The sequence below is a fragment of the Phytomonospora endophytica genome, assembly GCF_014202425.1.
Classification (GTDB): domain Bacteria; phylum Actinomycetota; class Actinomycetes; order Mycobacteriales; family Micromonosporaceae; genus Phytomonospora; species Phytomonospora endophytica.
The window spans coordinates 184,291-198,077 of record NZ_JACHGT010000014.1 but is presented as its reverse complement, the minus strand read 5'-3'; the positions used below and the strand labels follow the sequence as shown (position 1 = coordinate 198,077).

Here is a 13,787-nt window from a genome sequence, read left to right as displayed (position 1 = left end):
GCCCGGGCCCCTTTCTCACCTGCGGCGAAGGAGCGGGACCGCGCCGAGGACTCCCGCGAGCGCCGGGAGCAGCGCGAGGACGCCCCAGACGGGCGGGTAGACCGCCTCGCCGTACTCGGCCGTCGCGAAGACGGTGAGGGCGAGTCCGGCGGTGATGACGACCGCGATGACGCTCATGACGGCCGCCCACCGTTTTCCCTTGCGAGCGCCCAGGATCGCCGGGATCCACAGGAGCGCGCCCACGACGGCGACGGTGTAGAGGATGCCGTAGAGCGCGCCCGGGTTCGCCGGGACTCCGTACGGCTCGTACATGGCCTCGCTGTGGTCGCGCAGGCCGTGGATCGAGGCCTGGTCGACGATCGCCGCTCCGGCGAGGACGGCCGACAGGACGATCGCCGTTCCCAGTGCGAAGACCGCCGGGACGTTGCTTCGGGACGTCGGGCCGGGGACGAACGCCCCCGTGCCGCGAGTTTCAGATAGTGACTCTCTCATGAGAGTGACTCTACGAACGGACGGAGGCGAACGTCAAGCGAAGGAGAGAGTCACTTGCTGAAGATGGTGACTGTCACATACGCTTCGCCCATGGCTACCGGTCTGCGCGCACGCTGGCGAGAGAACGCGATCCGCACCATCCAGGAGCGCGCCCTCGACCTCTTCGACGAACGCGGCTTCGACGCCGTGACGATCGAGGAGATCGCCGCGGCCTCCGAGGTCTCCCCCGCCACGGTCTACCGCTACTTCGGGACCAAGGAGGGGCTGCTGGTCGCCGACCAGTTCGACAGCCTCGGCCAGGAGGAACTCGAACAGCTCGTCGACGCCCGCGACCCCGTCGGCAGCCTCCTGCGGATGGTCCGCGACTACGAGGCCGCCGCGGGCGAGACCGAGACGCCCCGCAGGGGGCGCAGCCCATGGCGCCGGGTCCGGTACTTCTTCCAGGAGCCGTCGGTGCGCATGGCCTTCAGCGCCACCCTCGACCGCGCCGCCCAGCGCATCCTCCCGCTGGTCACCACCGACGGCATGAGCGAGACCCGGGCGCGCGTGGCCGCCAACGCCCTCGTCTTCGGGTACTTCGCCGCCCTGGAGCAGTGGTACCTCGACGACGGCGTCCGCCCGATCGCCGACTACGTCGAGGAAGGACTGGAACCGTTGCGCGGGATCTGGTCCGTCAAGGGCTGACACGGGGGTCCACACGCGAGCGTTTCACCGGTACCCTCGCCCGCACACTCACGGGGAGGGAACCGGAGATGGCGAAGTCGCTCGGGCGCCGCAGAGCGCTGAACACCCTGGCCGTTGCCATCGGCGTGGCACTGGTCGGCACGGCCGCGCTCGCGAGCGCGGCCGTGAGCGATCCCGGCGAGCGCATCACGAACATGTGGGTCGGCGCCGAGCTCCAAGCCGACGGATCGGCGCACGTCACCGAGGTCATCGACTACGTCTTCGCCGACGGCCCGCGCCACGGGATCTACCGCGTGGTCCCCGGCTCGGATTCCGCCGAGTCCGAGAGCGTTACGGTCACCATGGACGGTGCGACCGTCCTCTTCGACGCCGAGGACACCACGGGAATGCTGCGGATCAAGGTCGGCGACCCCGACGCGACGGTGACCGGGACGCACCGCTACCGCATCGAGTACACGCTCGCGACGCTGAGCGACGACGGGTACCTGTCCTGGGACGCCGTGGGCGACCGGTGGGAGGTTCCGATCGACCGCGCCGAGGTGCACCTGACCGCACCGGTGGCCTTGGACAACCTGAGCTGCGCTTCGGGAGGCGACGGCATCGACGCCGACTGCACCATCGCGCAGCCCTCCCCCGGCCGGTTCGACGTGACCCATGAGCGGCTGGACGCCGACGCGGGCCTGACGCTCCGAGCCGACGACTCCGATCCCGTCGACACGGCCCCGCTGCCGCAAGCGCCGACCGGGAAGGCCGAGGCGGTCGCGACGGGCGATGGCGTCCTCAGCGGCGCTCTGTGGGCGGCGGCCATCGCGCTGCTCGCGGCCGTCGTGGTGACCGCCGCGATCAGGTTCGCGGGCCGCCAGCGGATCGAGTCCTCCGACGGCATGGACCGCAGGCGCGGTCTGGGACGGCTCGCACGCGAAACCACGCCTTCACCGGAACCACCAAGAGAGCTCGGTCCGGCGCACGCCGCGGTCCTGCACACCGACCGGGTCCTGCGCGAACACCAGTCGGCCTTCCTGCTCGGCGCCGCCCTCGACGGTCACCTGACCATCACCGGCAACAAGAAGCGGCCGGTCCTGCGCCGCGGCAGTGGCGGCCCGCGCGCTCGTGGCCTGACCGAGCATGTCCTGCACACCCTGTTCTCCAACGGTGGGAAGGTGTACCTCGGCCAGTACACCAAGTCCTTCGGCGCGGCCTGGAAGCTCATCGGCCGAGGCCTCGAAGAGTGGCGCAGGGACGCCGAAGAGGGCATGTGGGAGCCCGGAGGGACCGTCCGGCGGCGGATCGCCACCTGGCTCGGGCTGGCCATGGCCGTCGCCGGCGGCGTCACGGTCGCGGTGACGGCGACCGACGTGCCGACTCCGGGCGCGGACTGGCGCACCGCACTGGCCATCGGCGCGGGGCTCGCCGGAGCCGGTATCGCCGCGTTCTTCTCCGCCTGGGAACTGCGCGTGCGCACCCCGCGCGGCACGAGGCTGTGGTGCGAGACCGAGGCCTACCGGCGGCACCTCGCCGGGCTCACGCGGGAGCAGTGGGCGACCGGGAACCGCGAGGCGATGACGGCGTGGGCGGTCGCGCTCGGCCAGACCAAGCCGGTCGTCACCGCCTCGGCCGCCTCCGCGCACGAGCCGGCCCATCAGGCGATCTACACGCCCGAGCTCGCCTTCGGCCTGCAGATCGTGGCCATCCAGACCGCCGTGGCCCCCTCGGCGAGCGGCTCGTGGTACTCCAGCTCCTCGGGAGGCTATTCCGGGGGCTACTCCGGTGGTGGGGACGGCGGTGGCGGTGGCGGTGGTGGAGGAGGCGGGGACGGCGGCGGTGGCGGCTCGTGGTGAGCCGTCAGCGCCGACGGGCCTGAAGGACCCCGGACAGCCCGATCACCAGCACGCCCGCGAGCGGGACGACGAGCAGGCCGACGCGCAGGCCCGCCGCGTCGGCGACGAGGCCCACCAGGGGCGGTGAGAGCAGGAAACCCAGCCGCATCAGCCAGGACACGAGCGTCAGGCCGGTCCCGGTGCGCAGTCCGGGGATCTCGTCGGCCTCGTGCATGGCGGCCGGGACGAGCGTGGCGACGCCCAGGCCCGAGGCGGCGAAACCGAGGATGGTGCCCGGCACCGTCGGGAAGGCCAGCGCGAGGCCCATCCCGGCGGCGACCAGGAGGCCCCCGGCTCGGGCTACGGTCCGCTGGCCGAAGCGGTCGACGAGACGGTCGCCGAGCAGGCGGCCGACGAACTGGGCGCCGACGAGGGCGATGAAGCCGGTGGCGGCGAGGGCGGCGGGCGCGCCGAGCTCGGTGGAGAGGTAGAGGGTCGCCCAGGAGCTGCCGGCGTCTTCGACGACCGTGCCGCCGATCGCGATGAGGACCAGCGCGGTCAGCAGGAGGGCGGTGCGGACGCCGACCGGTCCGCGCTTGGGCTCGGGAGCCAGGGTCCGGCCGGAGTCGTCGGGCGCGTCGTCGCGGCCGGGGAGGCAGAAGCGAAGGGCGATCAGTGCGACGAGCCCACACAGGGCGGCGACGATGCCCATGTGGACGCCGAGGGGCAGGTCGAGGGCGATCGCGGCGGCGGCCATGCTGCCGCCGGTCACCGCGCCGACCGACCACAGGGCGTGGAAGGAGTTGATGATCGAGCGGCCGTAGCGGCGCTGTACGCGCAGGCCGTGGGCGTTCTGGGCGACGTCGGTGACCGAGTCGACGGCTCCGGCGAGGAAGAGCAACACGGCAAGGGCGAGCGCGGAGGGCACCGTCACCGCCGCCCACAGGGCGGTGCCGGTGAGCAGGGTGCTGGTGACGGCCAGGGGCGCCGAGCCGAAGCGGCGGATGAGGGTGGCGGCGGTCAGTCCGACGACGATCGCGCCGGCCGGGAAGGCGGCGACGACCATGCCGTAGGCGGCGTTGTCGAGAGCCAGGTCGGCTTTGATCTGCGGGAGGCGCGGGACGAGGTTGGCGAAGAGGGCGCCGTTGGTCAAGAAGAGCGCGGCCACCGCGATCCGGGCCTTGCGGTCGGCCGGGGTCGGCCGGTGGCGCACGTCGACGGACATGCGCTCGACCGTACCGGCGGTGCCGTCCGTGGCGTTGGGGCTGTGATCGACTTCCCAGTGCGGGCGGTCAGGCGTGCGGTGGTGCGGCGCCGTCGAGGATCACCGCGAGACCGATGGCGAAGCCGTCTTCGAGGCGGTCGCGCCAGTCGCCCGCGACGTCTTCGGCGTTGAGGCGGACCGCGTGCGGGAACCGTTCGGTGAAGTCGGGGGCGACGCGGGCGAGCGCTTCGGCACGTCTGGTCCACCACTGCTCGTCGGGTACGCCGGTGACCGTGGCGGCCAGGCCGCTCTCGGCGGCGGTCTTGGCGCTTCCGGCGACGTGGTGGTAGAGGGCGGCGGCGATGCCGCGTAGTCGTGGGGCGGGCAGGCCTGTCGCGAAGAGGATCCGGGCGAGGGCGTCGAGGACGGACTGCTCGTGGGGGCCGAAGACCGGTCTGGCGTAGGAGATCTGGAGGGTCCACGGGTGGCGCAGGTAGAAGGCGAGGAGGTCGCGTGCCCAGGTCTCGGCGGCGGGGCGCCAGCCCTCGCCGAGTTCGGGTTCGACGGGGATCTCGGCGTGGACGCGGTCGTACATGAGGTCGAGGAGGACGTCTTTGCCGGGGACGTAGGTGTACAGCGCCATGGAGGTGCGGCCCAGGCGTTCGCCGACGGTGCGCATGGACACCCCCGCGAGGGTCTCGGCGTCGGCGATCGCGACGGCGGCCTCGACGATCAGGTCGACGCTCAGCGCCGGTTTCGGTCCGGTCTTGGCGGCCGGTCGCCCGGCGGGGGTGCCCCATAGCAGCGCCATCGACGCTTCCGGATCGCCTTGGCCTGCGACAACGCTCACGATGGCAACTCCTTAGGGCGTAAGGTATCGTCGAATACTATACAGCCTAAGGGATTAGTGAGGAGACGTCATGACCACCGCCCGACTGCGGGACGCCAGAACCGTCGAAGTGGAGATCAGCGGCAGTGGACCGGGGCTGCTGCTGCCGGTCGACCCGAAGCCCGTCGAGGGCGCCCGCGCCGACGACCTGCGCAAGTGGGGCGTCGACCCCGAACTCGGCCGTCACCTGATCGACGGGCTCGCCGGGTCCTTCACCGTCGTGGCCTTCCCCTACGAGAACCACGTCATGGCCAACACGCGGCCCGAGGCCTTCACGCCGGACCTGATCACCGCGGACCTCCTCGCCGTCGCCGACGCCGCCGGGCTCGATCGTTTCGCCTACTACGGCTACTCCTGGCTCGCGCTCACCGGCCTCCAGCTGGCGCTGCGCACCGACCGCCTGACCGCACTGGTCATGGGCGGCTATCCGCCCGTCGGTGGCCCCTACGCCGAGATGCTGGCGGTCACCCGGGCGGCGCACGCCCTGTCGGGCACCGGCGACCCCTCGGCGTGGAACACCGACGGCGGCGCCACCGCCGAGTGGGACGGCGAGAGCGAGTTCGACTGGTCCGACGTGGAGATGACGGCCACGAAGGACCAGACCCGCCAGTTCGCGGTCATGTACGAGGCCCTCACCGGCTTCGACGACCGTGCCGTGCAGGACCGCGTGACCTGCCCCCGGATGTGCTTCGCCGGCACCGCCGACACGATCGTCTACGACGAGAAGTGGGGCGGGGTGACCGTCGACATCTCCGGCATCCTCGCCCGCCACCGCGCCGAGACCGAGGCCGCCGGCTGGGACGTGCGCGCCCTCGACGGCCTCGACCACACCCAGGCCATGCAGCCGCGGCACGTACTGCCGGTGCTGCGGCCGTGGCTGGAGGAGAACGTCACGCGCTAAACAGGCCCGCGACCAGGTTGATCGTGGTGGCCAGGATGACGACGCCGAAGACGTACGACAACAGGCAGTGGCGCAGCACCACCGCGCGGATCCGCGCGTCGGAGACGCCGGTGTCGGAGACCTGGTAGGTCATGCCGAGGTTGAAGCTGAAGTAGATGAAGTCCCGGTAGGCCGGCGGCTCGCCGGAGTTGAAGTCGATGCCGCCGGCGTCGTCACCGCGGTAGTAGAGGGCGGCGTAGCGGGTGGAGTACATCAGGTGCAGCGCCGCCCAGCTGAGGAACACCCCGAACAGGGCGATCGCCGCGGCGAGGCTCGCCGCCCTGGACCGCCCGAGGACCAGCAGGCTCACGATCGTCCCGAGCCCGGACAGGGCCAGGCCGACCACGACGACCTCGTCGAGGATCGGGCGCAGTTCCTCACGGGTGACGTTGCGGCGGGTCTCCTCGGCGTCCATCGGCCACAGCACCAGGCAGCCGGCGAGGACAAAGGCCGCCGCCGCGCAGGTGATCGCGATCAGGACCCCGATCGCCGGTTCGGACAGCACGCCCGCCACCAGCCCGGCGACGACACCGACGACGAGCGCGAGCAGCAGCCGCGGCTGTGCCGAACCCGGCGCTCGCTTCATCGGTGCTCATCCGTCCGCCGTCACGTGGGACCGGCCCATCCTCCCAGACCGGCCACTTCGGACGCGGCGAATCGCCGGGCGTGGCCGCTCAGGCGCCGCCGCCGGTGTGGTTGCTACCGGAGGACGTGCTCGACTGGTCGGCCAAGGCGCCGTCGGGAGCGGGGCGGGAGGAGACGAAGTCGGACCACCATTCGCCGTCGCGACGTTCGGCGATCTTGGTTGAGAGGTCCTCCATCGATTCGTCGAGACTGGCGTGGAGTTCTTCGACGCCCTTGCGCAGCTCCTCGAAGACACCGGAGACGCCGATGCCCTCCCGCTTCTGGAGTTCCTTGATCTTCTTCTCGACCTCGGCGGCGGCCAGCCCGGCGACGGGGTTGACGAGCATGCCGATGATGCTCACCGCGATCGCGGCCGTGCCGAGGGCGGAGTAGTGATCGACGTGGTACTCCTCGAGTGCCTTCTTGGCCTGCACCGGCAGGTCGAGGAGCGCGGCGCGGTACTCGTCGATGAAGGCGATCACGTATTCGAGGGCCGTCTTGGCGCTGCCGAGGGCTTCGTACTGGTTGGTCTTGCGCTGGCCGATGGTCTCCACGTATGAGACCTTGAAGGTCTCCGAGGTGCTGCTCTCCCAGTCGGCCAGGCCCTCGGTGATGGCGCGGATGTCGCCGTCGACGCCGTCGTCACCGTTGAGGATCTCGCGCGCGGCCTCGAAGTCGTCGACCATCGCGGCGATGTCGGCGTAGTCGCCGCAGCGGGCGGCGAAGTCCTCCAGATCGATGAGCGTCTCGGAGGTGCGGGAGGCGTCGGTCTGGCCGAGTTCGTCGTTGTTGACGATGTGATAGATCGCTCCGGCGATGGGGACGTCGCCGGTCATCCGCCACAGCGCCTCCTTCTCAGCGGTGATCTTGGCGAGCGCCACGTCCATCAGTTCGTCCCAGTTGGACTGGAGTTTCTCGCTGAAAGTGTCGTAGTCCATGGCCATGGGTCTCAGTCGCTCTCGTTCTGGAAGGTCGACTCGTAGGGATAGGCGATGTTGTAGGCGTTCTCGGTCTCGGTGGCGTCGTAGTCGTCGGCCAGTTTCACCAGGACATCGCCGCAGTCGCCCAGGTGCGTCTCGCTGGTGGTGAGGTAGAGCCGGATCTGCTCGCGGTAGGCGTTCCAGGCCTCCGCGATGTCGTGGTAGGGCACGTCCTCGGTCAGCAGCGCCGCCGCCGCGGCGTACTTGTCGGCCAGGGCGGGGTAGAGGCTGTTGCCCACCCGCCGGACGGCGTCAGTATCGATTTCCACCATGGATCCGCTCCTCCAGTTCGCTGCGGGACATTCTGTTGACGACTTCGTCGAGCACTTCGTCGAATCTGGCGGCCTGGGCGGCGAAGAGCCGCCGGGTCGCGTGGAGCGCCTCATCGACGAGGTGTTCCCCGCCGTGGGCGTCGACGGCGCCGTAGGCGATGTCGACGCCGATGGAGCCGTCGGCGGTGAGCCGGACGTGGACGCTTCCGTCGGCCGAATCGTCGACGGCGTCGAAGGTCTCCAGCAGTTCCCGCGCCCGCTCACCGCGCGCTGCGGCGACGCGCGCGTCGAGACCGTCGGGGGCGTCGTGCGACGTGGTGCCGCCGCGGGCCTCGCTCATCGCGTTCGTGGCGGTGGCCAGCAGCGATCGCAGGACGTACCGGAGCTGCCGTTCGAGTTCGTCGTCGGTGTGGTCGAGGCCGCCGGGGAGGTAGTCGAGGTCGAGGCCCCCGGGTACGGCGAGTCGCGCGTGGACGGAGCCGTCGGGACTGTGGGCCTCGACGCGCATTCCGGCGTATCGAGAGGTCATCGGCATCGGGGACTCCTTCGGCGTGGGCCGGGGGTTCGGTGCGCGTCAAGGTAGTGCGACGCCCACGGGCCGACCTTGAGCCGACCTTGGGCGAGGACTCAAGACCCCACACCACCCCCGCCCTTTATTCCAGCAAGGCCCCTTTATGATCATCAGGTGTCCCTCACCGAACGCGAGCGCGAGATCGTCGCCCTCCTCCGCCGCGACCCGATGATCGGCTCGGCGGCGATCGCCGAGACTCTCGGCACGACCCGGGCCGCGGTGAACGTGCACCTGTCCAACCTCGGCCGCAAAGGCGTCATCCTCGGCCGGGGCTACGTCCTGGCGACCAGGCCCGCCGTCGTGGTCGTCGGCGGCGCGAACATGGACGTCAAGGCCCGCAGCGAACGGCCGGTCGTCTCCGCGTCGAGCAACCCCGGCACGGCGACCATCACGCCCGGCGGCGTCGGCCGCAACGTCGCCGAGAACCTCGCCCGGCTGGGCACCCGCACGCACCTCGTCTCGGTCGTCGGCGGCGACACCCTCGGCGACCAGGTCCTCGCGGCGACCTCGGCGGCGGGCGTGCACGTCGAGCACGTCCGGCGCAGCACCCGGCCGACCGGCACCTACACCGCCGTGCTCGACGCCGACGGCGAACTGGTCGTCGCGGTCTCCGACATGACCGCCACCGAGGACATCGACACCGCGCAGGTCGCCGCCGCCCGCGACCTCATCGCCGGCGCCGAACTCCTCGTCCTCGACGGGAACCTCCCCGAGGCGACACTGGCCTATGCGCTGGACCTGGCGGTCGCCGCCGGGGTACGCGCGATCCTCGAACCCGTCAGCGTCCCGAAGGCCAGGGCCCGCGCCCACCTCGTCGCCGCCGAGCGGCCGCTGTTCGCGATCACCCCGAACCGCGACGAGCTCGCCACGATCACCGGCCTGCCCGCCGGCACCGACCGCGAGGTCCGCGCGGCCGCCGACGCCCTCCACGAACGCGGTGTCCGCCATGTCTGGACGCACCTCGGCGAGGCCGGCTCACTGCTCAGCGGTCCCGAAGGCGCCGTCACGGTCGGCGCCGTGCCCGCGCGGGTCGTCGACGTCACCGGCGCCGGCGACGCCGCGCTCGCCGCCTTCGCCCACGCGCTGCTCGCCGGAGAGGACGTGGTGGCCGCGGCCGCCTACGGCCACGCCGCGGCGGCGCTGACCATCGCCGGGCCGCACACGGTCCGGCCCGACCTGACCGACACGCTCGTGAGGAGCACCCTGTGACGACACCCCACCCGATGCTGCGCCTGACCGACGAGGTCGCCGAGGCCCTGCGCGACGGCACGCCCGTCGTCGCGCTGGAGAGCACGATCATCAGCCACGGCATGCCCTACCCGCAGAACGTGGCGATGGCCGTCGAGGTCGAGGGGATCATCCGCGAGCACGGCGCCGTCCCGGCGACGATCGCGCTGCTCGGCGGCGTCCCGCGCGTCGGCCTCGACCGCGAAGGCCTCGAACTGCTGGCCAGCGACGGCAACGTCGCCAAGGTCAGCGTCCGTGACCTGCCCTTCATCGTCGCCCGGGGCGCGCACGGCGCGACGACGGTCGCCGCGACGATGCGGCTGGCCGCGCTGGCCGGGATCCGGGTCTTCGTGACCGGCGGGCTCGGCGGCGTCCACCGCGGCGCCGAACGCACCTTCGACGTGAGCGCCGACCTGACCGAACTGGCCGCCACCGACGTGGCCGTCGTCAGCGCCGGGGTCAAGAGCATCCTCGACATCGGGCTGACGCTGGAGAAGCTGGAGACCCTCGGCGTACCGGTGCTGGTCAACGGCAGCGACGAGTTCCCGTCCTTCTACTCCCGCGGCAGCGGCCACGGTGCACCCATGCGCGTCGACTCCGCCGCCGAGGTCGCCGACGTGATGCGCGCGAAGTGGGGACTCGGCCTCGCCGGCGGCGTGGTCGTCGCCAACCCCATCCCGGCCGAGGACGAGATCCACGCCGACCACATCGGCGGCATCATCGAGCGCGCCCTCGCCGACGCCGACGCACTCGGGGTCCTCGGCAAGGACATCACGCCCTACCTGCTCGGCCGGATCGTGGAGCTGACCGAGGGCGCCAGCCTGACGGCGAACATCGCCCTGGTGCGCGCCAACGCCCGCCTCGGCGCGGCCATCGCGCGGGAGTACGCCGCGAAGAGCTGACGACGCACGGGCGTCGCACTAGCGTGGCGGGCATGGCGAACCTCCTCGAAGAAGTGGTCTTCCTGGCCTACCGCGACGACAAGGGCCGCAACGCCGCCCCGTACCTCCAGTGGAGCCTGGCCGGTGCGGCCCTCCTCGAACTCTCGCTGGGCGGCCGCGTCACCGTCGACGACTCCGGCCGGGTCGACGTCGCCGGAGGCACGCCCTTCGGCGACGCCGCCGTCGATGAGGCCCTGACCCGCCTGTCGGGGTCCAGGACGCGCCACATCCCGAGCTCGTGGGTGCAGATCCTCGCCGGAGTCGACCTGCGGCAGCGGGTCCTCGACGGGCTCGTCGCACACGGCGTCCTCGCCCACGAGCGCGACCGCGCCCTCGGCCTCATCCCCGTCGAACGCCACAAACCCGTCGACGCCGGCGTCGAAGACGAGATCCGCGCCCGTCTCGACCGGACCTTCGCCGACGGCACCGGAGCCGGCGCCCGGACCGCGGCCCTCGCCGGAATCGTCGCCACCACCTTCATGGAACCGGCCGCGCTGCCGCACGCGAAGACCAGTGCCGTGACGAAGGCCTTCGGCGCACTCGCCGACGGCTTCCCCGAGGTCAGACCCTTCGTCGACGGGACCCGGCTGGCGATGACGCTGTTCCGCTCGGGGTCGGGACTCGTGGTGGTGGGGTCGTGAGCGACCCACGTCACCCTGGAAACCGTCAGCCTGAACTGGACAGTCCAGCCTGACGGTTCTAGCCTTGGCCCCATGGACACCGAACCGAGCGCCGTGCGGGCCGCACGCGAGATCCGGGTCGTGTTCGGGCGCCTCCGCCGCCGTCTGCGGGAACTGGCCCGGGCGGAGGACCTGACGCCCTCGCAGATCTCCGTGCTCACCCGCCTCGACAAGTCCGGCCCCGCCGGCGCCAGCGGCCTGGCCGCCGCCGAACGCGTCCGCCCCCAGTCGATGGCCGCGACGCTGGCCGTCCTCGAACAGCACGCCCTGATCAGCCGCCGCCCCGATCCCTCCGACGGCCGCCGCCAGGTCGTCAGCCTCACCGCCGAGGGCGTCGCGCGCGTCCAGGGCGACCGGCTCGCCCGGCAGGAATGGCTCGCCCGCGAACTCGACCAGGGCTTCACCGAGGAGGAGCGCGAGACGATCGTGCGCGCCATGGGACTGCTCGACCGGCTCAACGACCGATGAACCCGCTGCCCGCCCTCCTGGTGAGGCTGCGCGGCCGCCACACCGGTGAGGGCTTCGACCGCCGCCTCATCGCGCCGATGATCGTCGGCTCGATCCTCAACCCGATCAACTCCTCGATGCTCGCCGTCGCGCTGATCCCGATCGGCGCCGCCCTCGGCGCCCCGCCCTCGGAGACGGTGTGGCTCGTCTCGGGCCTGTACCTGGCGTCCGCGGTCGGCCAGCCGGTCGTCGGGCGCCTCGTCGACATGTTCGGGCCGCGCACCCTCTACCTGTCCGGCACCGCCCTGGCGGGAGTCGCGGGCATCCTCGGCGCACTCGCCCCCAACCTCGGCTTCCTCATCCTGGCCCGCGTCGTCCTCGGGTTCGCGACCTGCGCGGCCTATCCCGCCTCGATGTACCTCATCCGCGGCGAGTCGGAGCGGACCGGCACCGACAGCCCGAGCGCCGTCCTGGCGGCGCTGTCGGCGGCCAACCAGACCGTCGCGGTCATCGGCCCGACCCTCGGCGGGCTGCTCATCGGCCTCGGCGGATGGCGCACGATCTTCACCGTCAACATCCCGCTGTCCCTGGCCTGCCTGGTCCTCGGCGCGCTGCGGCTGCCGAAGACCCGGCGCGACACCAAGGCCGGGTGGGCCGGACTCGACGTGCCCGGCATGGTCCTGTTCGCGGGCATGCTCACCGCGCTCCTGCTGTTCCTCATGGACCTGCGCGCCGACCGCTGGTGGCTGCCCGCGCTGGCCCTGGCGGCCGGTGCGGCCTTCGCCCGCCGCGAGCTGCGGCACGAACGGCCCTTCCTCGACCTGCGCGTCCTCGGCGGCAATCCCGCTCTGCTGGCGACCTTCCTGCGCCAGACGCTGGCCTTCACGGTCACCTACGCCTTCATGTACGGCTTCACCCAGTGGCTGGAGGAGGGCCGCGGCCTGCACGCCTCGGCGGCGGGACTGGTGCTGCTTCCCCTGTCTGGCAGCGCGATCCTGGTCACCGTCTGGACCGGACGCCGCAAGGAGGTGCGCGGCAAGCTCATCGTCGGCGGCGTAGCCCAGATCGCCGGAAGCGCCGGAATCCTGTTCATCGGCGACGGATCCCCGATCTGGACGCTGCTGGCGCTGTGCGTCGTGCTGGGCATTCCGCAGGGCCTCAACGGCCTCGCCAACCAGAACGCGCTGTACCACCAGGCCGAACCCGCCCGGATGGGCTCCTCGGCCGGGTTGCTGCGCACCTTCATGTACCTCGGGGCCCTGATCGCCTCCTCCGCCAACGCCGCGTTCTTCACCGACGGCGCCCACACCTCGGGCCTGCACGGCCTGGCGGTGTTCATGGGCGTCGTCGCCGTGCTGTTGCTCGCGGTGACGCTGCTCGACCGCTCGCTTCGCCGCGTCTGCCGGGAACCCGTATCCGACAAGGGAAAGGAAGCAACCGTCATGCCACTGTCCGCCGTGGACGACCAGGCCGCCCTGGTGCTCGTCGACTTCCAGAAGGGCACCGCCGCCGCTCCGGGGGCGCCGATCCCGATGGCCGACGCCGTCGCCAACGGGGTCCGCCTCGCCGAGGCGTTCCGCGCCGCCGGGCACCCGGTCGTGCTCGTCCGGGTCGAGACCGACCTCTTCCCGCCCGGCCGCACCGACGTCGGCCCGCGCTCCGGTTCGACCCCGGCGGAGTTCGCCCAGCTCCTCGACGGACTCGCCGGGCACGAGTCCGACATCGTGGTGACGAAACGCAACTGGGGCGCCTTCCACGGCACCGACCTCGACGTCCAGCTGCGCCGCCGGGGCGTGACGCAGGTGGTTCTCGGCGGGGTCGCGACCTCGATCGGGGTCGAGTCGACCGCGCGGGCCGCGCACGAGCACGGCTATCACGTGGCGCTCGCGACCGACGCGATGACCGACGTCGACGCCGGCGCCCACGAGAACAGCGTCGCGAAGATCTTCCCCAAACTCGGCGAGACGACGACCACCGACGAGGTGATCTCGGCCTTGAAGGGCTGACGTCACAGCGGCC

The 13,787-nt window shown here is 71.8% G+C and carries 15 protein-coding genes; 8 read left to right on the top strand and 7 right to left on the bottom strand.

The features are described from left to right. Positions 1–15: 15 nt before the first annotated feature. Complete coding sequence (locus HNR73_RS28830) at positions 16–492, bottom strand: hypothetical protein (RefSeq protein WP_184790803.1); 477 nt, start codon at positions 490–492, stop codon at positions 16–18. A 90-nt stretch (positions 493–582) separates the two neighbouring features. On the opposite strand from HNR73_RS28830, the gene HNR73_RS28825 reads away from it, so the two are divergent. Then, a complete protein-coding gene (locus tag HNR73_RS28825; RefSeq protein WP_184790802.1) occupies positions 583–1,176 on the top strand; it encodes a TetR/AcrR family transcriptional regulator in 594 nt (197 codons plus the stop codon). A 68-nt stretch (positions 1,177–1,244) separates the two neighbouring features. After that, on the top strand, positions 1,245–3,014 hold the full coding sequence (locus HNR73_RS28820) for a DUF2207 domain-containing protein (protein WP_184790801.1): 1,770 nt from the start codon (positions 1,245–1,247) through the stop codon (positions 3,012–3,014). Positions 3,015–3,018: 4 nt separating this feature from the next. On the opposite strand, the gene HNR73_RS28815 is transcribed toward HNR73_RS28820, so the two are convergent. Both HNR73_RS28815 and HNR73_RS28810 read right to left on the bottom strand, forming a co-directional pair. Beyond that, complete coding sequence (locus HNR73_RS28815; protein ID WP_184790800.1) at positions 3,019–4,218, bottom strand: MFS transporter; 1,200 nt, start codon at positions 4,216–4,218, stop codon at positions 3,019–3,021. Between the two features lie 67 nt (positions 4,219–4,285). Continuing rightward, the gene (locus HNR73_RS28810; RefSeq protein ID WP_184790799.1) at positions 4,286–5,047 is read right to left on the bottom strand and encodes a TetR/AcrR family transcriptional regulator C-terminal domain-containing protein; all 762 of its coding nucleotides are present in this window, start codon (positions 5,045–5,047) and stop codon (positions 4,286–4,288) included. 70 nt (positions 5,048–5,117) lie between these two features. Between HNR73_RS28810 and HNR73_RS28805 the strand changes: the two genes are divergently transcribed. Continuing rightward, a complete protein-coding gene (locus HNR73_RS28805) occupies positions 5,118–5,987 on the top strand; it encodes an alpha/beta hydrolase (RefSeq protein ID WP_184790798.1) in 870 nt (289 codons plus the stop codon). Here the strand turns inward: HNR73_RS28805 and HNR73_RS28800 are convergent. The 4 genes from HNR73_RS28800 to HNR73_RS28785 all read right to left on the bottom strand — a co-directional run bounded on the left by HNR73_RS28800 (position 5,977) and on the right by HNR73_RS28785 (position 8,437). After that, positions 5,977–6,612 carry a DUF1345 domain-containing protein gene (locus HNR73_RS28800; protein WP_184790797.1) on the bottom strand — a complete coding sequence of 212 codons (636 nt, stop codon included), beginning with the start codon at positions 6,610–6,612 and terminating at the stop codon, positions 5,977–5,979. The two genes, HNR73_RS28805 and HNR73_RS28800, sit on opposite strands and share 11 nt — an antisense overlap. 88 nt (positions 6,613–6,700) lie before the next feature. Further along, entirely contained in the window at positions 6,701–7,588 is an 888-nt protein-coding gene (locus tag HNR73_RS28795) for a hypothetical protein (protein WP_184790796.1), read from the bottom strand. Between the two features lie 11 nt (positions 7,589–7,599). Further along, on the bottom strand, positions 7,600–7,902 hold the full coding sequence (locus HNR73_RS28790; RefSeq protein ID WP_184790795.1) for a hypothetical protein: 303 nt from the start codon (positions 7,900–7,902) through the stop codon (positions 7,600–7,602). Continuing rightward, entirely contained in the window at positions 7,883–8,437 is a 555-nt protein-coding gene (locus HNR73_RS28785) for a hypothetical protein (protein ID WP_184790794.1), read from the bottom strand. The genes HNR73_RS28790 and HNR73_RS28785 overlap by 20 nt, the downstream gene beginning before the upstream one ends. Positions 8,438–8,587: 150 nt before the next feature. Between HNR73_RS28785 and HNR73_RS28780 the strand changes: the two genes are divergently transcribed. From HNR73_RS28780 to HNR73_RS28760, 5 genes are all read left to right on the top strand, one after another. After that, positions 8,588–9,682, top strand: coding sequence for a carbohydrate kinase (locus HNR73_RS28780; protein WP_184790793.1), 1,095 nt, complete (start codon positions 8,588–8,590; stop codon positions 9,680–9,682). Beyond that, complete coding sequence (locus HNR73_RS28775) at positions 9,679–10,602, top strand: pseudouridine-5'-phosphate glycosidase (protein WP_275414579.1); 924 nt, start codon at positions 9,679–9,681, stop codon at positions 10,600–10,602. The genes HNR73_RS28780 and HNR73_RS28775 overlap by 4 nt, the downstream gene beginning before the upstream one ends. 32 nt (positions 10,603–10,634) lie before the next feature. Continuing rightward, positions 10,635–11,282 carry a GOLPH3/VPS74 family protein gene (locus tag HNR73_RS28770; RefSeq protein WP_184790792.1) on the top strand — a complete coding sequence of 216 codons (648 nt, stop codon included), beginning with the start codon at positions 10,635–10,637 and terminating at the stop codon, positions 11,280–11,282. 72 nt (positions 11,283–11,354) lie between these two features. Next, positions 11,355–11,789, top strand: coding sequence for a MarR family winged helix-turn-helix transcriptional regulator (locus HNR73_RS28765; protein WP_184790791.1), 435 nt, complete (start codon positions 11,355–11,357; stop codon positions 11,787–11,789). Continuing rightward, positions 11,786–13,774 (top strand): MFS transporter, encoded by a 1,989-nt coding sequence (locus tag HNR73_RS28760; RefSeq protein WP_184790790.1) that lies wholly within the window; start codon positions 11,786–11,788, stop codon positions 13,772–13,774. Before HNR73_RS28765 ends, HNR73_RS28760 begins: the two co-directional genes overlap by 4 nt. Positions 13,775–13,787: the final 13 nt, after the last annotated feature.